Origin of the sequence: Streptomyces sp. NPDC047869 (genome assembly GCF_040704065.1) — a bacterium.
Classification (GTDB): domain Bacteria; phylum Actinomycetota; class Actinomycetes; order Streptomycetales; family Streptomycetaceae; genus Streptomyces.
Window position 1 is genome coordinate 116,072 of the sequence record NZ_JBEYRK010000004.1, and the last position, 22,203, is coordinate 138,274.

The window sequence follows — 22,203 nt, forward strand, 5'->3', positions numbered from 1 at the left end:
TGACTCAGGCTCCGGGATGTGGCTAACATCACGCAAGCGCTGCGATGTTGCCGCGCGGTTACGGAGGTGCGACGTGCTGCCAGTACGGGGACGAGACGGCCGTGCCGCCAGGGCTGCGCGCATCCTGGGCACCCGCACCGCGTGGACGCCCGTAGGGGACGGCGAGTTCTACTGCCCGGGCTGCGGGGGCGACCGCAACTACCAGCGGCTCTCCGGCCGCCGCCGCCTCACCCTCCTCGGGGTGCCCCTGCTGCCGCGCGGCGCCACCGGGCCGGTCGTGGAGTGCGCCGCCTGCGCCCACCACTACGGCACCGAGGTCCTCGACCACCCCACCACCCGGCGCTTCTCCGCGATGCTCCGCGACGCGGTGCACACCGTCGCCCTCGCCGTCCTCGCCGCGGGCGGCACCTCCTCCCGCACGGCCCTGGAGACGGCCGTCGGCACCGTCCGCGCCGCCGGCTTCCAGGAGTGCACCGAGGACCGGCTGGCCGCTCTGGTCGAGGCGCTCGCCGCCGACACCGGCCGGGTCCTCGGCGGGCCGTGCGGCGCGAGTCTCGCCATAGAGCTGCACGAGGCCCTGGACCCGCTCGCCCCGCACCTCGCCCCGGCCGGCCGCGAGTCCCTGTTCCTCGACGCCGCCCGCATCGCCCTGGCCGACGGCCCCTACACACCCGCCGAACGCGACGCCCTCACCACCGTCGGCGCCGCCCTCACCATCTGCGCCGACGACGTCGGCAGGCTGCTGGCGGCCGCCAGGACGCCGTCGTAGAGTCCAGGCCCGGGCCGGGGGCCGGCCGGCGCACCGACCGCCGCGGCCACCGGTTCAGCACAGTGGCGTCAGGGGGAGCCGGTGGGCAGCCGAGCGGTACTCGTCGCGGTCGAGACCTACGAGGCCGGAAGCGCGTGGGAGCTGGACGGCCCCGTGCGCGACGTCCTGGCCCACCGCGCCTGGCTCCTGGAGCAGGGGCTCGCCCCCGAGGAGGTCACGGTGCTCGCGGCGCCCCTGCCGCACAGCCGTGACCTGCTGACGGACCACGGCGTCGACTGGCGCGCGGCCACCCGGGAGAACGTCCACCGGGTTCTGTTCCGCGAGGTGGCCGAGGAGTCCGGGGACTGGCTCTACGTGGCCTGGTCCGGGCACGGGCTCATCGACATGGACGGACACCGGCGCCTGCCGTACCTGGACGCCACTCCCGGGGACCTGCGCAGTCTGGATCTGGAGGCCGCGCTCGCCGCGTTCCGCTCGGACGTGGCACCCGGGTATCCGCGGCAGCTCTGGGTGATCGACACCTGCCAGACCTTCGTCGACGCCGCCGCGTCGGCCTACGCCCTGCGCCCCGACCCGGTGCCCCGGGGCCGGCTGCGGCACGTGTCCGGGCAGCGGGCGCTGTTCGCCTGCGGGCCCGGCGGAACCACCGCCAACCGCCCCGGCGAGGAGCCCGGGGAGCTGCGCGGGCCGGTGGACGGCGCGCGGCTCGTGCGGGCCGCCGGCCCCTTCAGCGCCGCCGTCCTCGATCTGCTGCGGGCCCACCCGGGATGGGCGACCGACACCGAACCTCTGACCGCGGCGCTGCGGCAGGAGTTCCGCGCCGGCGCGCACCGCAGGTCGGGGGCGCGGTCGCCCACCTCGCTCTGGTTCGACGACGCCGGCCGGTCGAGCCGTACCGAGGTCACCCGTGCCCGCGCGCGACGGCGTCTGACGATCGCGGAGCAGCGCAGGCTGTACGAGGCGCTGGCCGCCGTACCGGTGATGCGGGACCCGGGACTGAGGGCCGCCGTCATCACCCGCCTTCCTCCCGAGATCTGCTCGTCGGTGCCGCGTTCCCCGGTCATGCGGATCGAGATCCTGGAACTCCTCGGCACCTGCGCGCTGTTCGAGAACGGTCTGGGCCATCTCTGGGGCGCCGTCTCGCTCTTGGACGCCGGCACCGACGCGCGCGACGACCTGGAGGCCGTACTGCGGGAGTTCCCGGAGTGGTACAGCGGCGCACCGGAGCAGGACACCGAACGACGGAGCTGAACCAGGCGCGCTCTCACAGGTACAGCGGGTCGAGATCAGCGTCGGCCCGCCTCCAGGCCTGAGCCCGCAGACACTGCGGATGCCCGGCTCCCAGCGAGTCCTCGATCCGCTCGGCCGCCTGGCGGTGCAGCTCGGCCGCCTCGTCCGACAGACCCAGCGCACGCAGGCTCGTCGCGAGATTCGTCTGTGCGGTGAGAGTGAGCGGATGTGTCTCGCCGCGGTGCTCCCGCAGCCGGGCCAGGACCTGGGCGTCCAGGGAACGCGCGCGGTCCAGGTCGCCCAGCGCGAAGTGGACGCCGGCCAGGTTCATCTCGGTGAGCGTGGTGAAGGGGTGGCCCGCGCCCAGCGTGTCCGCCAGTTGTGCCAGGGCCCGCTCGAGCAACGGCCCGGCCCGGTCGGGCTCGTACAGCTCCAGCAGTGTCACCGCGTGGTTCACCACGGCGCAGAGCGTGTGCGGATGCCGGGGGCCGAAGAGGGCCTCGAGGACCCCGAGCGTGCGATCGCTGAGCAGGACCGAGTCCCGCGACCAGCCCGCGTGCCGCAGGTCGACGGCGTGGTTGACGGCGGCGCGCAGCGCGTCGGGGTACTCCGCGCCCAAGCGGCGGGTGAGCGCCTCGAGGGCGTCGTCCGAGTTTCGTTCCGCCTCGGCGACCCGCCCGGCCCTGCGCAGGACGACCGCCAGCCGCGTGACCGCGAGAGCCGTCTCCGGGTGGTCCTCGCCGAACACGGCGCGGGCCCGTTCCACGTGCGTCTCGGACAAGGACAGCGCCTGAGCGTACTGGCCCAGTTCCAGGCGGTCGAGCGCCACGGAGGCCAGCGCGCTCAGGGTCAGGGGGTGATCGTCTCCGTACATCTCCGCCGCCCGCGACCGCGTTTCCTCGGACAGCTCCAGAGCCCGGGCGAAGTCGCCGCCTGCCCGCAGACTCACCGCGAGGGCGGAGGCGCACTCCAGGGTGAAGGGATCCGTGTCGCCGAATTCCCGCGCGGACCGTGCGTGGATGTCCGTGTCCAGCCGCAGCGCGCCGCCCAGGTCGCCGCGTGCGCGCAGGTCACCTGCGGCCAGACGCTGAACGCGGAGATGTTCCTCCTCGTCCGCTCCCGCCTCCTCCAGGACGGCGACCATACGGGCGGTGAGCCGTGCGGCCTCCTCGTGACGTCCCGCGCTCCGCAGCACCTGGTGCAGGTGCTGCCCGAGGAACAGCACCTGGATGTCCGCCTCTCCGAAGCGCTCCCGCCAGTGCGCGTACACCCTCTCGGTGAAGTCCAGAGAGGCGTCGTGCGCGCCCCAGTGGAACAGGAACCGGGCCACCTCGTAGGCCAGTTGCCGCACGTAGACGTCGGACGACTCCCAGGCCCGTGAGGCGAGGACGTGGGGGTACAGCGCCTGGAAGGACGGCCAGCGGCCCGGATCGGCCGGCTCTCCCGGCAGATTGTCGGCGAGCAGCAGGTGGGCGGCGTGCCGGAAAAGCTCCTCTTCGGCCGGGGTCATGCGGTTGCGCAGCACGGTCTGGACGAGCCGGTGCAGCTGGACCGAGTCCGCGCGGTGGTCGATGCGGGCGAGTGAATAGCGGTTGATCGCCCGAAGGGCCCTGCCGAGCCGGAGGGGGTCGCCCAGGACGGCGTCGAGCTCCGCCGTGACGTGGTGCCGGCCGCGTTGCAGGAGGAATGACCGGGGGACCGGATCCGCGGCCAGGAACGAGCACAGTCTCAGCAGGTGCAGTGCTTGGGGGCTGCTCGTCTCCAGGTGGTCGAGGGAGATGTCCCAGGCCCTGGCGACCGTCTCGGGGTACGACGGCGAGGGGTCGGACATCTCCAGGATCTCGACGCGCTGCTGCTCGAAGATCTCCACGTACTCGTCCACCGACATACCGGTCTCCGCGACCCAGGCCGAAGCCTGCTCCACGGCCAGGGGCAGGTCCCCGAGGAGCTCCGCGATCCGGTCGGCCTCCTGCTCGGTGGTCCCGGGGCCGCTGTGCCGGAACAGCTGGACGCTCTCCTGGCGGGTGAACACGTCCACCTCCACCGAGTGGGCGATGGCGCCCCAGCGCGGGTTGCGCGAGGTGACGATCACGGAGCCCGGGCCGTTCGGCAGATATGGCTGGACGAGGGACGGGTCCTCCGCGTTGTCGAAGACCAGCAGCCACCTTTGGAACGGCCGGCCGGTACGGAGGGCCTCCAGCACGAGAGGCACGGCCCTCGCGGCATCCGCGTGCTCGGTCAGTCCCATTCTCCGGGCCAGTTCGGTGAACGCCGCTTTCATCCGGGTCTCGTCCTCGGCGGGCAACCACCACACCAGGTCGTACTCGGAGGCGTGCCGGTACACGTACTCCAGGGCGAGCTGTGACTTGCCCACGCCGCCCATCCCGTGCAGCGCGTGCGGCAGCACCGCCGCCACCGGGTCCGAACTCAGCCCCGCCTCCAGTGCGTCGAGCAGTTCGCCACGGCCGGTGAACCGGGCGTTGCGCGGCGGCACATACCCCCAGACGGTGGGCTTCCCTCCGGGGACGAAGGGCTTCCGGACGGGCAGGCCGCCGTCGTCCCGACGGGCATCGGACGCGCCGGGCGCGGCGGTCCCTTGTACGGTCTCCTCTTCCCCGTCGGCTTCCCCCTCGGCGTCCGACGCACCGCCCGCCCCCTGCACGGCCATCGGAGCGGCGTCCACGGACGTCGCCGCCCCCGACGAGCGCACATCCCTCACCGTGCCGTCCTCCACGGCGTCCAGCGCGCTCGCCCGACGCGCGTGCGGACCGCTCAGGGCGTGCAGCACCGAGCGTTCCACCGACCGGAAGTCCTGGTCGGCGTCATCGGCCTGGACGACGAAGGACCGCTCCCCCTTGAGATAGCGGAGCAGGTCCCGGGCCGCGGCACTGCGCGGCGCGAGCAGTTCGGCCGTCTGCTCGATCACCAGCTCGGTGGCGCTCCGCGTGCCGTGGGCCAGCAACTCCTCCCGTATGCCCGGCCCGAACCGGTACTCGCACCGGCCGTCGTCGTACCACAGCACCGGCGAGACGAGCCCGCCGAGCAGGAACTCGGCCATGTGCTCGGCGCGCGTGCCGGGAAGGGTGCGCCGCTGGACCTCGCTCATCGTCGACAGTTCGAGCCGCACGGCCGCCATGCGCGTGGCGAGCTGGAAGGCCTCCGGAGAGGCCCAGCCGCGGAAGGCGGCGACCTTCTCGAAGGCCGTCGCCGCCCGTGGCACGGACGCGGGCTCGGCCGGGGCGACGCCCGTGAGGACGGCGCCGAGCACCAGCTCGCGCGGGCCGTCCCCGGCGACGAACCGGGACCAGGGCCCCAGCCAGGCCGGGTGCGGCTCCAGCACCGGTACCGGCACGGTGTCCTCGGGGCGGGAACGCGACCACAGCAGGGCGGAGACCGCCTCGGCCGGTTCCCAGCCGGGCCGCCACTGTGCCGCCCGCCCGCCCGCGGCACGCAACCTGACCAGGTAGGGGTGGAGTCCCGTGCGGTGCCACAGGCGCTGGGGCAGCATGTGCAGCGCCGCCACCGGCTGCCGCCGGCCCCACAGCGCGAGCAGCCGCTGGGCCGCTCCCGAGCGCCAGGCGGGAGCCGTCCCGTCGGTGAGGACGAGCACAGCGGTCCGTCCGGCGGGATCGACAAGGCTGCGGGGCGAGACCCGCCGTGCGTCGAGGTAGGGGCCGGGCAGGGACACCACGGCCTGGCCGGCGACGGAGGCGTCCAGGGCCAGCTCCGTGACGTCCCGGAAGCCTCCGAAGCGCCGGGTCGCCTCGGTCAGGCGCGCCACGGCCGGCCGCCACACGGCCATCTGCGGCGCGGTGTCCACCAGCAGGATCACCCGCCAGCGGCGCTCCGGCGAGGGGCGCAGCACGGGCGGCAGGAACGGCGCCAGCGCCAGCCGGTCGGCCGTGGCGTCCTCGTCCAGCTCGTTCGTGTGCGTGGAGGGCACCGCGGTGCGGAACGGACGCAGGGCTCTGCCGACGGCCCGGCCCTTCGGCCGTCGCTCACCGGACTGCGGAAGCAGCCACGACACCTTGCGTGCACCGCCACCCGGGGCCGGCCGGGCACCGTCCGCGCCGCCGGCACCGTCCGCGCCCGGCTCCTGCGCCCGCGGCTCCGCGCCCTGTGCGCCGGGCTCCGGCCCGGTCCCGTCGGCGTGGGGGTCCGCGGGGGCCCGGTGCGGCTCACCCGCCCCAGGACGGGCCCCCGCCCCGGGGCGGGCGTGCGGGTCCCGCTCGCCGCGGTTCCCGCCGCCGGGCCGGCGGCGGGCGGACGGCACGGTGAGCCACGGGTGCTCGCTCGCCAGCCAGAGGGCATCGGCCAGCTCCCGGGGCTCGAGGCCGGAGGGCGACGGCAGCCCTGACGGGTCGTCCGCCACGCGTGGCCCGTCCCGGCCCCGCTCGTCGCGCTCCCCGGGCACGGCATCACCGCTCACTCCGGCGCCGCCTCCTCACCGCCGAGCGGATGCCACACGGACTCCAGCAGGGTCGTCCACTCCTCCGCCGCGGCCGGGCTGTCCGGATTCTCGGGGAAGTGTCCCGCGGCGATCAGGTGCACCGCGTTGAGCAACTGGTCGGCCGCCAGGCCGCCCACCCGGTCACTGCGTCTCATGAACTCCTCGATCAGCCGGTCCTGCCGCGCTCCCAGCAGGTCGCCGAAGTGCGCGGCGACCATCTCCCCGAGCGCCGCCGCGTCCGGCTCGGGGATGTCGAGGCGCAGGCACCTGCGCATGAACGCCTCGGGGAACTCCCGTTCACCGTTGGAGGTCATCACGATGACCGGGAAGGCGTGACAGCGCACGACCCCCGCGGTGACGGTCGCCGTCTGGCCCGGGTCCGCGGTGTGGACGACGGCGGTGGGTTCCTGCGTCTTCACCCGGATCAGCGGGGGAATCTCGTAGTAGCCGTCCTCGAACAGGGTCAGCAGGTCGTTGGGCAGATCGATGTCGCACTTGTCGATCTCGTCGATGAGCAGGACCCGCGGCAGCCGGTAGGGCAGCAACGCCGTCCCCAGCGGCCCCAGTTGGACGTAGTTCCCGGTGCTGGGCGCCTCCGCCGGCCGCGACGCCGTGTGGCCGGCCTGGGCGCGTCCGATCGCGTCGTACTCGTACAGGCCGGCGGCGAGGGTGGTCCGGCTGGTGACGGCCCACTGCAGCACGCGGCCCAGGCGCAGCTCACTGGCGATGCGGTAGGCGAGGCCGGACTTGCCGACGCCCGGACGCCCGGTGACCAGCAGGGGCCGGCGCAGCAGCAGGGCGGCGTTGACCAGACGGACCTCGTCATGGCGGGGGAGCCGGTGGACCGAGGTCCGGCCGAGCCTGCGCCCGGCCTCCTCGTCGTCCGGCGGGGCGGGCATGGCCGGCGGGGTGCCGAAGGTGCGCCACGGCGGTCCGGCCGGCCATGTGCGCTGCTCGTAGGGCACCTCAGGCACGGGTACGCCCGTCCCTCGGTACAGAGGCCCCGGCGGCCGCGACCCCGGCTGCGGCATCATGCTCACTCGGTCCCCCCTACGAACGTGGCGGGAGCACTCGGGCCCCCGTCGAGCAGATGATCGGGGTTGTCCCAGATCAGGCCCATCGACCGGATCGCGGTGAGGTCGTGCGGCGCGGGCCGGCCGGACGCGGCGTCGATCCGCCACTGCTGCGCCAGCCGGCGCAGACCGCGCAGCCCCTCGCCGGCCGGCATCTCCCGCACCGCGGCCGGCCAGGCGTCCGGTACCCCCCTCTCGCGGGGATACAGCAGCATCGGAACGCCCAGCTCCAGCGCCAGCACCAGTTCCTCGGCCCCCAGCTCGCCCTTCCGCATCGGAGGCGCGCACAGCAGCAGGCCGATCACATCGTGGTCGCTGCCCACCGCGACGTCCAGCCGCCCCAGGTGGGCCGCGTCGGCGACAGCGGGGTCGGAAGGGCACTGGTACACCGTGGTCCCGGTGCGTGGCCCGTCGCCGGCGGCCGTCTTGTAGTGGGCCCAGCGCGCCCGCCACGCCCGGTGGAACTCCTGGCGCTGCACCCGTTCCAGACTGTGCAGGGACACCCGGTACTGGCTCAGCAGCGGTTTGGGGAAGCGCCGTGCCGGATCGCGGTCCCACCACTCGACCGGCTCGGTCAGCAGTTCCAGCGGGAGGAAGAACTCCAGGGCCACCTCTTCCGAGCGGTCTCGCCACTGCGGGGCCATCCTGCTCAGCAGCCCGGAGACGCAGGCGCCGAGCTGCGCGCGGGTGACCGGGGCACCGGAGTCGGTGCCCGGCTCCCGGTGGAGGGCCGGGGACTCCCAGTACTTGACGCAGGCCGACACGTGGTAGCGCTGGGACCGGGGTGCGCGCCTGCGCGCCCCGGCGGCCTGGGGCCGCTGGTCGGGCGCCACGCGGATGTACACGCGGATCTCCGGGCGGCGCGGTCTCACCGGGCGCGCCGGTTCGGTGCCGGAGCCGGGCGGCGCCGTCCGCAGGCCGGCTCGCAGGGCGAGCAGGCCGTCGTCCTCGTGCAGCAGCCCCCACTGCCGCGCGAAGTGGTCGTTCCAGCGGACGATCTCCGTGGCACAGGGCACGAACTCAGGGAGACACGCGAGGTGTTCGAGCAGCACCATGGACGGCGGCAGGCCCGACGCCGGGGAGTTGAGGTCGCAGAGGTGCACGAACGCCTGCCACGGGGTCGTGCAGTACGGGGGCAGCACCCGTCGGCCGTCGGTCACGCGGGACACCAGCGCGGCCAGTTCACCCGCCTCCAGCAGCCGCTGGAGCGCCTCGCGCAGCGGGGCCCAGCTCCGAGTGCCGTAGACGGTGTGCGCCTGCCACTCCTCCAGCAGGGGCTGGAGGTGCCGGTCCAGCGCGGGCGCGACCAGCTCGGTCGCCTGCCTCAGGGGCGTGAGGGCGCCCTTGCGTACGACGCACGCGCGGACGACGCTCACCAGCTCCTGACGCGGCACGGCGTACGACTCCTCGGGCAGACCGTCGACCGCGTCCCGCAGAAGCTGCAGCCACAACCGGCGCCCGCCCTCACGCATCAGATTGGCGTCTGGGTCCTCGAGGACCGCCACGATCTCCTCGATGATGCGGAGCTGGTCCTCGTTCAACCGGTGGTGCGTCGCCACGCGCGTTCCCTTCGTACATGTCCTGGTACGAACGCGGGACGCCGCACCCGGCGGCGGGCCGGCGCGCATGTCCCGTCAACTGGCTCACAACGACCGTACCCAGCCGATCGGTTGTGTGCCTCAGGATGGAGCGACCCGGTCGAGGACATCGTCGAGTACCGCCCAGAGGGTGTCGTTCGACCAGTAGGCGCTGTGCGCCGCCGAGACCGGCTGCCGGTTGTCGACCTCCACGTCCGTCACCCCGTCGACGAAGACCTCGGACGCTCGGTACGAGAGCAGGTCGCGGCGGTCGTAGACGTTCACCCAGGGCGGGAAGTCCTTCGGCAGTCCGCTGCCGTACGGACGCGAGGGGAGGGCGTCCAGCTCGTAGAGCAGTGGCGCCTGGGAGCCCACGGTGACCAGGGCCTTGACCTGCCGGGGGCGTCCGCCGGGGCCCGTGTCCGCGCCGTCCAGCAGCACTCCGGCGGCCAGCAGGTCGAAGGAGATGATCCCGCCCAGGCTGTGGGCGAGCACCACGACCGGGCCGGACTGGGCGCGCACCCGCTCGGCGACCAGCGCGCGGACGGCCTCGCCGCGGACCAGGTAACTCACGATGTCGCCGACGAAGCCGACGGACCTGCCGCTCAGCGCGGTCCGGTGGGCGACCGCCAGACGGGAGCCCAGCACGTTCTCGAAGAGCCGGGCGGCGAACCGGGCCCCGGCGGCCAGGGCTTCGCCGACTCCGCGGTCGTCACCGCCCAGCGCCCCGGTCAGCCGGTCCACGAGGGCGTCGCGTGCCGCCGCCGGCACCCGGCCCGGGTCGCCTCCCTGGTGCAGGGCGTGTGCCACCAGGGCGCGCGCCGTGAGCCTCGGCAGCACGGACGGGGACCCGCCGTCCGCCGCGACCGCCCGGCGCAGGTCCACCGCCGCGGCCAGCTCGGCCGCGGCCCGGGCCAGCGGCAGACCGAGGCCGGCCTCGGTCCACGCCGCGCTCGCGGCGTCCGATGAGGGCAGCGCGGCCAGCGCCTCCAGCAGTTCGTCCCCCGGCGCGGCGCCCCCCGGTACGAACGGCGCGGGCCCGGCGGCGGTGGCCGTACCGGTGAGCGCGGACAGCCGCAGCTCCGCCAGCGGGTCGGCGTACAACAGGGCCCACCGGGCCACCTGTTCCTCGTCCGGGGCCGGAGCCTCGGGCCCGCGGCCGCCCTGCTGTGCGAAGCCCGGGATGGACACTCCTCCGTCACGCAGATACGAGCCGAGGGCGGAGCCCCAGTCACACGGCTCGACGCGAACGTCCGGACGACGCGCGGCGACCGCCTCCCGGACCCGCCGCAGCGCGTCGCCGTAACCGGGTTCGCGTACCCCGGTGCCGTGCACGAACAGAAGTGTCACCATGCGCGTCTCCCCCTTCGGCCCCGCGGGACCTCACGAGCCGGCGGTTGCTCCCCGGGGGTGATCCTGCCCCGCGCCCGCCCCGGGCAGTACCCCCGACACGCCCGCGCTTCCCCGAACTCCGCGTCGTCCCGGCGAACATGGGCGGGTGTCCCTGCCGAGCCGCTGCCTCCTCGTCCTTCCCGCCCTCCTCGCCTCGCTCACTGTCGGCCCGCCCGCCCACGCCGCCGCCCACTGCGTCTCCTCCGTGCCGTACACGGCCGGGCAGGGCGGCTACGACACCTACCGCATCCCCGCGGCCGTCGTCACCGGCCGTGGAACCGTGCTGGCCTTCGCCGAGGGCCGGCACGACGGCGCCGGGGACAGCGGCGACATCGACGTCGTGCTGCGCCGCTCCACCGACGGCGGCTGCACCTGGGGACCGATGACGGTGGTGGCCGCCGGGCGGGGCGACACCCGGGGCAACCCGGCACCCGTGGTCGACCCGCGCACCGGCACGGTCGTGCTCGTCACCTCGTACAACAGCGGGGCGGTGACCGAGGCGCAGATCATGCGCGGCGAGGTCACCCCCGCGCAGAGCCGCCGGGTGTTCGTGCAGCGCAGCCGGGACGACGGCCGCCGCTTCACACCGCCGCGGGACATCACGGCCGCGGTGAAGCCACCGCACTGGCGCTGGTACGCGACCGGCCCCGGCCACGCCCTGGCCCTGACCCGCGGCCCCCACGCCGGCCGCCTCCTCGTCCCCGCGGACCACTCCACCGCGCCGCCTCCCGGTTCCCCCGACACCGGCCAGGAACCCCGGTACTACGGCGCCCACGCCCTCTGCAGCGACGACGGCGGCCGCACCTGGCACCTGGGCTTCGTGGACGACGGCCACGACGGCGTGACCAACGCCAACGAGACCAGCGCCGCACAACTTCCCGACGGACGGCTGTACTTCTCCTCGCGCGACCAGAACGGCAGCAGCCCCGGCAACCGGCTCGACGCCTGGTCGAGCGACGCGGGCGAGACCCTGGACGCCCCCTACGCCATTCAGAGCACCCTGAACGACGTCCCGGTGGTCCAGGGCAGCGTCCTGCAACTGCCCCACCCGGAAGTCCCGTTGCTGTTCTCCGCCCCATCCGTGCCCACGGCCCGCCGGGCGATGGCCCTGTGGCACAGCACCGACGGCGGACGGACCTTCGCCAGAGCACTCACCCTGTCCGGCCGCCCCGCCGCCTACTCCGACCTCGTCCCGGTCGACGCGGACACGGTCGGGCTGCTGTACGAGACGGGGACGAAGGGGCCGTACGAGACGATCGAGTTCCGGCGGCTGCCGGCGCGGACGACGCGCTGACCGCAGTGGCCTGCGCCACGGGCACGACGGCCCGGGACGGCGATAGGAGCCGTCCCGATGGCAGGGTGAGTTGGCCATCCTTTGCCCGTTGTTGATCCGACGAACGTTGCCTGCATCGGCTCGAACATGTGAGTACCCCAGATGAAGCAGCAGTAAATGCTATGAGGTCCGCGCCGATAGGCGGTAACATAAACTGCTCGGAGATCGCTTCATATATTTCCCGAGAGACCGGCGGGCAAGGTAAAATAATCAATTTCACTGCCCGCGATAATCCTGAGATCGTGATCCCTGAAAGAATGGGTCAAGAGGCGACTTCCTATCGCTATCACGACGTCTACACTGACGGGAGGTACGTATATGATCCGGCGATGAGTGCAGACCCCATTCCCTACGGTGACTACGAGCGATCCATTCGGCTCCTGAACCCGGGGAAAAAGATCATCATAGGCGATGGGGGATACTCTGGCCCCCTTTGGTAGTGCAGATCGGACGTTTCATGTCGACTCGAACCGTAGACGCGATTAAAGCTCTCAGTAGGTTTGGTGAACTTGCCTGGTTCAAGCTGCCGGCGGAATACAACGATGAGTACGGTTACCATCAAGTGGCTTACATGGGATGGTGCTATAAAGCTCCGCAAGAAGGCGTCGACCAGTTTATCGAGGATGCCGTCAAGGGCATTCCTACTCAACTCGAATGGGTGCTTGACCAAACGAGAAGAAACCGGATCCTGCTGCCGAATCGCGTTCTGTTCGAGGCTGGCGGTCTCGAGAATCCAGCATTTGCGGATGTTGTTCATCGCATGAACACTCAGGATCAGGAATTCTGCATCAAATCCATTTCGGATGTCGCTCTCATCATTCAGTATCTGCAACGGATCCCGACTCCATAGTCAGGCCGGATCGAGGTGAGGGCGCTCGTGCCTCCACCTACAGCAGCCCCGCCGCCGCCAGCACCTTCCCCACCCGTGCCACCTCGTCCCCCGACAACGGCACCTGGGGCTCGGCCGTCGCCGCGCAGTCGATGATTCCGCGTAGGTGGAGGGCCGCCTTGAAGGCGCCCAGGGCCGCGGAGCTGCCGCCCATGCGGGCCGGATCGGCCACCCCGACGATGCCGAACAGCGCGCACAGCCGATCCTGTTCGGCTCGTGCGCCCTCCCAGTCGCCCGCCCGGCACAGGCGGTACAGCCGGACGTACCCGTGCGGGTCGACGTTGGCCAGTCCGGGTACCGCCCCGTCGGCGCCCAGCGCCAGCGCGGAGTCCGCGATGAGTTCGGAGCCGGTCAGCACGCTGAAGCCGGCGTGGGCGCGGGCACCGGTGACGACCTCCCGGAACGCGGCCAGGTCTCCGCTGGAGTCCTTCAGCCCGGCCAGCACCCTGTCGGCGGCCAGGCCCAGCACCAGCTCGGCGGGGAGCTTGGTGTGCACGGCGACGGGGATGTCGTAGGCGATCACCGGAACCGGGCTCGCGGCGGCGATCCGGCGGTAGTGGTGGACGATCTCGGCGGGGTGGGTGCGGGCGTAGAAGGGGGCGGTGACGACGACGGCCTCCGCTCCCGCCGCGCAGACCGCCCGGACGTGCTCCAGGACGCGCGGGGTGGTCATGTCGATGGCCCCGGCGAGCACGGGCAGCTGTCCGCCGGCATGGCCGGCGACGGCCTCTACCACCTGCCGGCGCTGCCGGTCCGTCAGGAACGCCGCCTCCGAGGTCGAGCCGAGCACGAACAGCCCGTGCACCCCGCCCGCGACCAGATGGTCGACCAGCCGCAGCAGCGAGGGCACGTCCACCTCGCGCTCCGGTGTCAGAGGGGTGCAGACGGGCGGGACGACACCGGTGAGCGGGACGGGGAAGGTCATTCACGGCTCCTGGCGGGCTGGGTCGCGGACCGGCTGGTCCTCCTGCACAGGATGGTGGCAGCGGTAGCGGTGTCCGGGCCGCGACGCGGCCGAGAAATCCGGCATCTCCCGCGCGCACAGCTCGTCGTCCTTCCAGCAGCGGGTGCGGAACGGGCAGCCGCTCGGCGGCCGGGTCGCCGACGGCACCGGGCCGGTCAGCGGGATCGGTTCGACGGGGTCCAGCAGGCCCGGCGTGGCCGAGAACAGGGCACGGGTGTACGGGTGCCGGGCGGCGCCGGCGGTCCGGCCGGCCGGGGCCTCCTCCACGATCCGGCCGAGGTACATGGTGATCACCCGGTCGCTCATCCGCCGTACCGTCTGGATGTCGTGCGAGACGAACACCAGGGCCAGCCCCAGGCGTTCGCGCAGGTCCAGCAGCAGGTTGAGGATCTGTGCGCGGACCGAGACGTCCAGCGCGCTGGTCGGCTCGTCGGCGACGACGAGGGCGGGGTCGAGGGCGAGCGCGCGGGCGATGGCGACCCGCTGGCGCTGCCCGCCGGACAGTTGCCCGGGCAGGGCGTCGGCGAGGGCCCTGGGGAGGCCCACCAGGTCCATCAGCTCCGCGACGCGCTCCTCCCGTTCCGCCCTGGTGCCGCGCGCGTGGACGTCCAGCGGGTCGCGCAGCACTCGGCGTACCGTCAGCCGGCGGTTGAGGGCCGTCGAGGGGTCCTGGAAGACCATGCCGGTGCCCGCGCCCGCCGTGGCCCGGCGTTCGGCGGGCGGCATCGCCCACAGGTCGCGGCCCCGGAACGACACCGACCCGGAGACCGGCCGCTCGATGCCCACCAGCACCTTCGCCAGCGTCGACTTCCCGCACCCCGACTCGCCGACCACACCGACCGTCTCACCGGGCGCGACGGTGAGGCAGGCGCCGGTCAGGGCGTACACCCGGTCGCGCCTGAACAGGCCTCCGGTGCGGGCCCGGTGAACGACATGGGCGTCCCGCACCTCCACGACAGCGCTCACCGCGGGACCTCCTCCGTCGGCGTGTGGCAGGCCCCGGTCACCGGCGGGCGGCGGTCGGCCGTGCAGCAGCCGGTCGGGCGGCGGTCGGCCCGGCAGCAGCCGGTCGGTCGGCGGCCCGTCGATGCCGATACGACGCCCGAGGGTGCCTCCCGCACCTCCACGACAGCGCTCACCGCACGGCCTCCTCGCTCTCCGCCGACGTCAGCGCCACGGCCGGGTGATGGCAGGCGGCCGTGTGCGTGGCCGTGCCGGTGAGGACCGGCACGGTGGTGTGGCACAACCCGGTCGCCCGCGGGCAGCGGTCGGCGAAGCGGCAGCCCGCCGGGAAGCCGGCCGGTGCCGGTACGACGCCCTTGATCTGCGTCAGCCGTTCCGCGGCCGACTCCAACGAGAGCACACTGCCGAGCAGACCGCGCGTGTAGTGGTGGGCCGGTGCCGCCACCACGTCGGCGGTCACGCCCGTTTCCACGATCCGCCCGCCGTACATCACCGCCACCCGGTCGGTGACGTCCGCGATCAGCGCCAGGTCGTGCGAGACCAGGACCAGCGCGAAGCCCAGCTCCTCACGCAGCCGCAGCAGCAGTTCCATCACCTGGGCCTGCACGGTGACGTCCAGGGCGGTCGTCGGCTCGTCGGCGACGATCAGAGCGGGGTCGCGGGAGAGGGCCATGGCGATCAGGACGCGCTGGCGCTGGCCGCCGGAGAGCTCGTGCGGACGGCTGCGCAGGGTGCGGCCGGGTTCGAGGCCGACCAGTGACAGGAGTTCCGCCGGGGTGCGGCGGCCGCCGCGCCGGACGAGCTGCCCGAGCTGGGCGCGGACGGTCATCGCCGGGTTCAGCGAGGACAGGGCGTCCTGGTAGACCATCGCCATCTCGTGGCCGAGCAGCCGGCGCCGTACCCGGGCCGGCTCGGCGAGCAGGTCGCGCTGCCGGAAGCGGACCTGCCCGCGCACCCGGGCCCCCCTGGGCTGGAGCCCCATCACGGTGAGCGCGGTCAGCGACTTGCCGCAGCCCGACTCGCCCACCAGGCCCAGTACTTCACCGGCGTGCACCTCGAAGCCGACCCCGTCGACGATGTCCACGTCCCGGTGCCGGCCGGGAAAGCCGACGGCGAGGTTCTCCACCGCGAGCACCGGCGGCCCGCCGGGCGCGGGCCGGGGCCGGGCCCGGGAGCGCAGCCGCCGCGCCGCCTCGGCCAGTCCGGGCAGCGGCAGCACCTCGCCGGTGCCCGGCTCCGCGGCCTCCGGACGGTCCTCCGGCGCCTCCGGGCGATCCTCCGGCGCCTCCGCAGGGTCCTCGGGCGCCGTCACCTCACGGGCCGCCGGGGCCGCCCAGGCGTCGGACACGCCCTCGGAGAGGATGTTCAGCGACAGCACGGTCAGCAGGATCAGCAGACCGGGGAAGACGGTCGCCCACCAGCCGCCGGTCAGCACCATGTTCTTGCCGTCGGCGATGACACTGCCCCAGGACGGGTCCGGGGGCCGCACACCGGCGCCGATGAAGGACAGCGACGCCTCGAAGACGATGGCCTCGGCGACCTGGACCGTGCAGAACACCAGTACCGGGGCGGCGCAGTTGACGGCGACGTGGCGCAGCACGATGTGCGGGGTGCGGGCGCCGATGACGCGTTCGGCGGTGACGTAGTCCTCGCCGTACTGGTCGAGTACGTTGGCCCGCACCACCCGCGCCACCGGCGGGGTGAACAGGAACGCGATCGCGCAGATCAGCACGGTGATCCCGCCGCCGAAGACGGCGACCAGCACGGCGGCGAGCGCGATCCCGGGGAACGCCATCACCACGTCCAGGCAGCGCATCAGCGTCTCGTCGACGGCCTTGCGGGAGGTGGCCGCCACCGCGCCGGTCAGCGCCCCGGCGACCAGCGCGAGCGCGGTCGCGCCCAGCCCGATGGCGAGGGACCAGCGGGCGCCGTACATCAGCCGGCTGAGAATGTCCCGGCCGAGGCTGTCCTGGCCCATCCAGTGCGCGGCGGACGGGTGGCCGGTGCCGCCGGCCGGGTCGAGCTGGTCCAGCGGGTCGTCCGGGGCGAACGCCGGGGCGAGCGCGGCGAGCAGGACGACCACGACCAGGAAGCAGACGGCCGCCTTCGACGGCGGCGGCAGCCGGCGCCATCCCCGCGGCCGGAGGCCGGGCCGGGAGAGCCGCTCGGCGAGGTGCGCGCGCGTGACCATCAGGCCGCCCTGAGACGCGGGTTGACGAGCAGATGGAGGATGTCGATGACCAGGTTGACGACGACGAACCCGGTGGCCGTGGTCAGCACGGCCCCCTGGACGACGGCCGGGTCGCCGTTGCGCACGGCGTCGATCATCAGCTTGCCCATACCGGGCAGCGAGAAGATCGTCTCGATGACGACCGCGCCGCCGAGCAGATAGCCCACGCGCAGCCCCAGCACGGTGAGCGGGTTGACGAGGGCGTTGCGCAGCACGTTCCGGCCGACGACCACCCGGGGCGGCAGCCCGCTGCCGATCGCGGTGCGCACGTAGTCCTTGTCCAGCTCCTCCACCACCGAGGTCCGCACGATCCGGGTGAGCTGGGCGGCCACCGGCAGGGAGAGGGCGAGGGCGGGCAGCGCCATGGTCCTCAGCCAGCCGGTGAACGAGTCGGCCGGGTTGACGTAGCCGCCGGTCGGGAACCAGCCCCGGTCCACGGCCAGGTACTGGATCATCAGCAGGGCCAGCCAGAAGCCGGGCGCGGCGACCCCGACCAGCGAGACGACCCGGATCACCTGGTCCGGCAGCCGGTCCCGGTAGACGGCCGCCGTGACCCCGGCCGCCAGCGCCAGCACCACCGCGATGCCCAGGCCGAGGAAGGTGAGCTGAAGGGTGAGCGGCAGCGCGGTGGTCACCTGGTCGGCGACCGGGGCGCGGGTCAGGGCGCTGGTGCCGAGGTCGCCGTGGAGCAGGTCGCCGACGAAGTGGACGTACCGCACCGGGAGTGGGTCCAGCAGGCCGTTGCGCTCGCGGAAGTCGTGCAGTTGCCGCGGGGTCGGGTTCGCGCCCTGGAAGAACGCGGAGGCCGGGTCGGCGTCGGAGAACCGCATCACCAGGAACACGAACAGCACGATCCCGAGCAGCAGCGGTACGAGCAGGGCGACACGGCGGAGCAGGATGCGGACGACGGCCGTCATGCCGTCAGATCCACCTTGCCCGCAGGAGGTTGATCCCGGGGTAGGGCTGCGGCCTTATCCCGGTGAGGCGGCGCGGGTCCCAGGCGGTCATCAGCTCGTTGTGGACGACCGGGTAGAGCACGGCCTGTTCGGCGACGACGTCGATGTAGTCCTGGATCATCGACTTCTTCCGGGCCGGGTCCGGCTCCCGGGTCGCCCGGTCCATGTCCCGGAAGAGCCGCCCGGCGACGGGGTCGTCGGCCCACCGGGTGTACCGCATCCACAGGTTCTCGGGGCCGTAGTTGTAGTGCATGATCAGATCGGCGTCGAGCCCGAACTGGTTGGGGTTGGAGGCCGCGGCCACCACCTGGTAGTCCCGCTTCTGGTCCATCTTGGTGAACACGGCGGTGGTCTCCTGCGGGGCGAGGGTGGTCCGCACGCCGACGGCGTCCCAGGACGCCTTGATGGTCGGCAGGCAGTCCACGATCCAGCTCACGTTGACCGCGAGGATCTCGATCTCCAGGTCCTCGGCCCCGGCGGCCCTCAGCAGCGCTCTGGCCTTCGCGGGATCGTGGCCGTAGACGGTTCTGGCCCGCCGGTAGCCGGGGTTGCCCTCGTCGAGGAACGACGTCGCCGGCTTGCCGTGCCCCTTCAGCGCGACCCGCACCATCTTCTCGGTGTCGATGGCGTAGTGCAGCGCCTGCCGGACGCGCACGTCGTCGAAGGGCTTGTGCCGGGTGTTGAACATCAGGAACAGGTTGTTCATCCCGGAACCGCCCGCGACCTTCAGACCGCCCTGTTCCAGACGGGGGATGTTGGCGTAGGGGATGTTGTCGGCGATCTGCGCGCCCGCCCCGGTCCCGGAGATCCTCGCCACGCGTGGCGCGGCGTCGACAATCGTCAGCCAGTTCATCCGCTTGAACGCCGGCCTGCGGGGGCCGTTGTAGCCGGCGTACGCCTCGAAGGCGGTGTTCGACTTCGGGTGGTGGGCGGTCTGCCGGTACGGCCCCGAACCCACCGCGAGCCCCTTGATCGCGTCGTCCCAGGCGCCGGTCCGGGAGAACACGTGCTTCGGCATGATCTTGGCGAGCGTGAGCCGGGCGAGCCCGTCCGGGAAGGGGAACCTCAGGACCAGGTCGACGGTCCGGGCGTCCACCTTCCGCACCTCCTTCAGCCAGCTCGCGAAGAAGCCCTTGGCGAGGGTCTGGGTGCGCGGGTCGAGGATCCGGTCGTAGACGAAGACGACGTCGTCGGCGGTGACGGGCCTGCCGTCGTGAAAGGTGGCCCCGGTGCGCAGGGTGAACCGCCAGGTCGTGGCGCCGGGGTCGGCCGGCACCGCGGTGGCGAGCGCCGGGTACGGCATCCGGGAGATCGGGTCGGTGTCGAGCAGCCCCTCGTAGACGTGGTTGTTCGCGGCCATGCAGAACGCGGACGCCGTCTGTGTCGGATCCCAGCTGCCGTCGTTGCCGTACCCGATCACCGCGGTGAGGGTGCGGTCCTCGCCGGCGCCCCCGCCTCCGGTGTCGTTCGTCGACTCCGGCCCGGCCGAGCAGCCCGCCAGCACCGGCGGAAGGGCGGCGGCCGCGCCGAGCGCCCCGGTGTACGTCAGGAACGACCGGCGGCGCGGGGCCGGCACCTCGGGGTTCACGTCGTCGCGCACGGTTCCTCCAGCAGCGGGGTCGGGAGGTCGGGGCAAGGCGATGAACGGAGATAGGACGTTCTACGTCCGATTCGTCAGCGTGACCATAGGAGGGCCCACAGGGGTGGTCAAGGGATCGCACACGAATGGCCCAGCCGCCCGCCCGGCCGTCACAGGTCGTGCCAATGGCGGCCTGAACGGCGGCGTGGGGCGCGGAGTTGACGCGGCCCGGCAGGCGGTGCGGCGGGCAGCCCCCGGCCGAGTGTAGACACGCTGGGCCACCAGGGGCATGCGAAGCGTGAAATTGCCAGCGGCAGGGGAGCCACCGGAGGTGGACGCGATGAATCTCCCCGTCGGCTCCTGCGCCGTCGACACCCGGACCGGCCGCCTCGGCATCGTCATGGGGCACGAGGGGCCGTACGTACAGCTGCGGCCCTACGGCGGCGGCCGGGAGTGGGACTGCGAACCGCGGGCCGTGCGGGAGGCCAGCCCCGCCGAACGGCTCCGCGCCGAGACGGCGTACGCCGGCGCCCGCACCGCCGGGCACGGGCGGCCGGTGGCCTGAAGGACCGCCCGCGGGCCCGGCGGCCCGTACGGGCGGGCAGAATAGAGGCCATGAGTCTGTTCCGCGACGACGGCATCGTCCTGCGGACCCAGAAGCTCGGCGAAGCGGATCGCATCATCACGCTGCTCACCCGCGGGCACGGCCGGGTACGGGCCGTGGCCAGGGGTGTGCGTCGGACGAAGTCGAAGTTCGGGGCCCGGCTGGAGCCGTTCTCCCATGTCGACGTGCAGTTCTTCGCGCGCGGCAGCGAGCTGGTCGGACGCGGGCTGCCGCTGTGCACGCAGAGCGAGACCATCGCCCCGTACGGCGGCGGGATCGTTGCCGACTACGCCCGCTACACCGCGGGCACCGCCATGCTGGAGACCGCCGAGCGGTTCACCGACCACGAGGGCGAGCCGGCCGTGCAGCAGTACCTGCTGCTCGTCGGCGGGCTGCGCACCCTCGCCCGCGGCGAGCACGCCCCGCACCTCGTCCTCGACGCCTTCCTGCTGCGCTCGCTCGCCGTCAACGGCTACGCGCCCAGCTTCGGCGACTGCGCGAAGTGCGGGATGCCCGGCCCGAACCGGTTCTTCTCGGTCGCCTCCGGCGGCTCGGTCTGCGTCGACTGCCGGGTGCCGGGCAGTGTCGTGCCCTCCCCGCAGACCCTGGTGCTGCTGGGCGCGCTGCTTACGGGAGACTGGGAGACGGCGGACGCCTGCGAAGCGCGGTACGTCCGCGAGGGCAGCGGACTGGTGTCCGCCTATCTGCACTGGCATCTGGAGCGCGGGCTGCGCTCGCTCCGGTATGTCGAGAAGTAAGCGCGAGTAGAGCCAGAGGGAGTCGAGGAGCACATGGTCGTACGCGGGATCCTGGGAAGCCGGCGCCGCGAGTACAGGGCGCCCGAGCCGCACCCGTCCGGTGCCCGCGCGCCGAAGCTCCCGGGTGAGCTGGTGCCGAACCACGTGGCGATCGTCATGGACGGCAACGGCCGCTGGGCGAAGGACCGGGGGCTGCCCCGCACCGAGGGGCACAAGGTCGGCGCCGAGCGGGTGCTGGACGTGCTCCAGGGCTCGATCGAGATCGGCGTCCGCAACATCTCCCTGTACGCCTTCTCCACCGAGAACTGGAAGCGCTCGCCCGACGAGGTCCGCTTCCTGATGAACTTCAACCGCGACTTCATCCGCCGGACCCGCGACCAGCTCGACGCGCTGGGCATCCGGGTGCGCTGGGTGGGCCGTATGCCGAAGCTGTGGAAGTCGGTGGCCAAGGAGCTCCAGGTCGCCCAGGAGCAGACCAAGGACAACGATCTGCTCACCCTGTACTTCTGCATGAACTACGGCGGCCGGGCCGAGATCGCCGACGCGGCGCAGCGGCTCGCCGAGGACGTCAAGGCGGGCCGGCTCGACCCGTCCAAGGTCAATGAGAAGACCGTCCAGAAGTACCTGTACTACCCGGACATGCCGGACGTCGACCTCTTCCTGCGCCCCAGCGGCGAGCAGCGCACCTCCAACTACCTGCTCTGGCAGAGCGCCTACGCGGAGATGGTCTTCCAGGACGTGCTGTGGCCCGACTTCGACCGCCGCGACCTGTGGCGGGCCTGCATCGAGTTCGCCTCCCGCGACCGCCGCTTCGGCGGCGCGATCCCCAACGAGGTGCTCGCCGCGATGGAAGGGCGCACCGAGGAGGACTGACGGCCGTTGCCGGTGCGCCGGATGCCGGCGGGGTCGTCGGGGTCTCCTCGCCCCTTCGGCCCCTTCGGGCTTCCGGTGGTCCGGCCGTGGCCGCCGGGTCAGCGGCCGGAGGCCGTAGCGCAGTCCGCGCAGGTGCCGAAGATCTCCACCGTGTGGGCCACGTTCACATAGCCGTGCTCGGCGGCGATGGCCTCCGCCCACTTCTCCACCGCCGGGCCCTCGACCTCGACCGCCTTGCCGCAGGTGCGGCAGACCAGGTGGTGGTGGTGTTCGCCGCTGGAGCAGCGGCGGTAGACGGACTCGCCCTCGGAGGTGCGCAGTACGTCGACCTCGCCGGCCTCGGCGAGGGACTGCAGGGTCCGGTAGACGGTGGTGAGCCCGACCGAGTCGCCCTTGTGCTTGAGCATGTCGTGCAGGTCCTGGGCGCTGCGGAACTCGTCGACCTCGTCCAGGGCCGCCGCCACAGCGGCACGCTGCCGGGTGGCGCGGCCCTTCACGGGCGGTCCAGCGGTCGTCACCGGTTGCCTCCTCGTCTCGCGTCTGCCCGGGCCATTGTGCCAGCC

General features: G+C 72.9%; 17 protein-coding genes. 7 read left to right on the forward strand and 10 right to left on the reverse strand.

The annotated features are described in order from the left end of the window. Positions 1-73: 73 nt before the first annotated feature. Complete coding sequence (locus tag AB0924_RS07400) at positions 74-769, forward strand: TerB family tellurite resistance protein (RefSeq protein ID WP_358927304.1); 696 nt, start codon at positions 74-76, stop codon at positions 767-769. Between the two features lie 81 nt (positions 770-850). Beyond that, a complete protein-coding gene (locus AB0924_RS07405) occupies positions 851-2,020 on the forward strand; it encodes a hypothetical protein (protein WP_358927303.1) in 1,170 nt (389 codons plus the stop codon). 13 nt (positions 2,021-2,033) lie between these two features. On the opposite strand, the gene fxsT is transcribed toward AB0924_RS07405, so the two are convergent. The 4 genes from fxsT to AB0924_RS07425 all read right to left on the reverse strand — a co-directional run bounded on the left by fxsT (position 2,034) and on the right by AB0924_RS07425 (position 10,452). Beyond that, positions 2,034-6,428, reverse strand: coding sequence for an FxSxx-COOH system tetratricopeptide repeat protein (fxsT, locus tag AB0924_RS07410; RefSeq protein WP_366910894.1), 4,395 nt, complete (start codon positions 6,426-6,428; stop codon positions 2,034-2,036). After that, positions 6,425-7,423, reverse strand: coding sequence for a MoxR family ATPase (locus AB0924_RS07415; protein WP_366910895.1), 999 nt, complete (start codon positions 7,421-7,423; stop codon positions 6,425-6,427). The genes fxsT and AB0924_RS07415 overlap by 4 nt, the downstream gene beginning before the upstream one ends. Before the next feature lie 62 nt (positions 7,424-7,485). After that, a complete protein-coding gene (locus tag AB0924_RS07420) occupies positions 7,486-9,081 on the reverse strand; it encodes a hypothetical protein (RefSeq protein WP_366910896.1) in 1,596 nt (531 codons plus the stop codon). Positions 9,082-9,201: 120 nt separating this feature from the next. Next, positions 9,202-10,452 carry a hypothetical protein gene (locus AB0924_RS07425; RefSeq protein WP_366910897.1) on the reverse strand — a complete coding sequence of 417 codons (1,251 nt, stop codon included), beginning with the start codon at positions 10,450-10,452 and terminating at the stop codon, positions 9,202-9,204. A 145-nt stretch (positions 10,453-10,597) separates the two neighbouring features. Here AB0924_RS07425 and AB0924_RS07430 point away from each other — a divergent pair, with 145 nt between their 5' ends. Together AB0924_RS07430 and AB0924_RS07435 are read left to right on the forward strand one after the other, a co-directional pair. Beyond that, positions 10,598-11,785, forward strand: coding sequence for a sialidase family protein (locus tag AB0924_RS07430; protein WP_366910898.1), 1,188 nt, complete (start codon positions 10,598-10,600; stop codon positions 11,783-11,785). A gap of 496 nt (positions 11,786-12,281) precedes the next feature. Further along, positions 12,282-12,674 (forward strand): hypothetical protein, encoded by a 393-nt coding sequence (locus AB0924_RS07435; RefSeq protein ID WP_366910899.1) that lies wholly within the window; start codon positions 12,282-12,284, stop codon positions 12,672-12,674. Between the two features lie 37 nt (positions 12,675-12,711). Here AB0924_RS07435 and AB0924_RS07440 read toward each other — a convergent pair whose 3' ends face one another. The 5 genes from AB0924_RS07440 to AB0924_RS07460 all read right to left on the reverse strand — a co-directional run bounded on the left by AB0924_RS07440 (position 12,712) and on the right by AB0924_RS07460 (position 19,426). Further along, complete coding sequence (locus tag AB0924_RS07440) at positions 12,712-13,638, reverse strand: dihydrodipicolinate synthase family protein (protein WP_358927294.1); 927 nt, start codon at positions 13,636-13,638, stop codon at positions 12,712-12,714. Next, positions 13,639-14,643 carry an ABC transporter ATP-binding protein gene (locus AB0924_RS07445; protein ID WP_366910900.1) on the reverse strand — a complete coding sequence of 335 codons (1,005 nt, stop codon included), beginning with the start codon at positions 14,641-14,643 and terminating at the stop codon, positions 13,639-13,641. 169 nt (positions 14,644-14,812) lie between these two features. After that, positions 14,813-16,831: a dipeptide/oligopeptide/nickel ABC transporter permease/ATP-binding protein gene (locus AB0924_RS07450; RefSeq protein WP_366910901.1), complete on the reverse strand. Its 2,019-nt coding sequence runs from the start codon at positions 16,829-16,831 to the stop codon at positions 14,813-14,815. Then, positions 16,831-17,787, reverse strand: coding sequence for an ABC transporter permease (locus tag AB0924_RS07455; RefSeq protein ID WP_366910902.1), 957 nt, complete (start codon positions 17,785-17,787; stop codon positions 16,831-16,833). The genes AB0924_RS07450 and AB0924_RS07455 overlap by 1 nt, the downstream gene beginning before the upstream one ends. Before the next feature lie 4 nt (positions 17,788-17,791). After that, entirely contained in the window at positions 17,792-19,426 is a 1,635-nt protein-coding gene (locus AB0924_RS07460) for an ABC transporter substrate-binding protein (RefSeq protein ID WP_366910903.1), read from the reverse strand. A gap of 319 nt (positions 19,427-19,745) precedes the next feature. Here AB0924_RS07460 and AB0924_RS07465 point away from each other — a divergent pair, with 319 nt between their 5' ends. From AB0924_RS07465 to AB0924_RS07475, 3 genes are read left to right on the forward strand one after another with little or no spacing between them, the layout of a single operon-like run. After that, on the forward strand, positions 19,746-19,970 hold the full coding sequence (locus tag AB0924_RS07465; protein WP_358927289.1) for a hypothetical protein: 225 nt from the start codon (positions 19,746-19,748) through the stop codon (positions 19,968-19,970). A 50-nt stretch (positions 19,971-20,020) separates the two neighbouring features. Then, the gene (gene recO / locus AB0924_RS07470; RefSeq protein WP_359544663.1) at positions 20,021-20,767 is read left to right on the forward strand and encodes a DNA repair protein RecO; all 747 of its coding nucleotides are present in this window, start codon (positions 20,021-20,023) and stop codon (positions 20,765-20,767) included. Positions 20,768-20,800: 33 nt separating this feature from the next. Next, positions 20,801-21,640: an isoprenyl transferase gene (locus AB0924_RS07475; protein WP_358927287.1), complete on the forward strand. Its 840-nt coding sequence runs from the start codon at positions 20,801-20,803 to the stop codon at positions 21,638-21,640. A 98-nt stretch (positions 21,641-21,738) separates the two neighbouring features. Here the strand turns inward: AB0924_RS07475 and AB0924_RS07480 are convergent, their stop codons facing one another. Further along, positions 21,739-22,158 carry a Fur family transcriptional regulator gene (locus AB0924_RS07480; RefSeq protein ID WP_358927286.1) on the reverse strand — a complete coding sequence of 140 codons (420 nt, stop codon included), beginning with the start codon at positions 22,156-22,158 and terminating at the stop codon, positions 21,739-21,741. Positions 22,159-22,203 lie beyond the last annotated feature (45 nt).

Coding starts and splice junctions, on each gene's coding strand:
- AB0924_RS07465 (WP_358927289.1), top strand. CDS start 19,746: ATGAATCTCCCCGTCGGCTCCTGCGCCGTCGACACCCGGACCGGCCGC.
- AB0924_RS07455 (WP_366910902.1), bottom strand. CDS start 17,787: ATGACGGCCGTCGTCCGCATCCTGCTCCGCCGTGTCGCCCTGCTCGTA.
- recO (WP_359544663.1), top strand. CDS start 20,021: ATGAGTCTGTTCCGCGACGACGGCATCGTCCTGCGGACCCAGAAGCTC.
- AB0924_RS07475 (WP_358927287.1), top strand. CDS start 20,801: ATGGTCGTACGCGGGATCCTGGGAAGCCGGCGCCGCGAGTACAGGGCG.
- AB0924_RS07450 (WP_366910901.1), bottom strand. CDS start 16,831: ATGGTCACGCGCGCGCACCTCGCCGAGCGGCTCTCCCGGCCCGGCCTC.
- AB0924_RS07425 (WP_366910897.1), bottom strand. CDS start 10,452: ATGGTGACACTTCTGTTCGTGCACGGCACCGGGGTACGCGAACCCGGT.
- AB0924_RS07435 (WP_366910899.1), top strand. CDS start 12,282: ATGTCGACTCGAACCGTAGACGCGATTAAAGCTCTCAGTAGGTTTGGT.
- AB0924_RS07440 (WP_358927294.1), bottom strand. CDS start 13,638: ATGACCTTCCCCGTCCCGCTCACCGGTGTCGTCCCGCCCGTCTGCACC.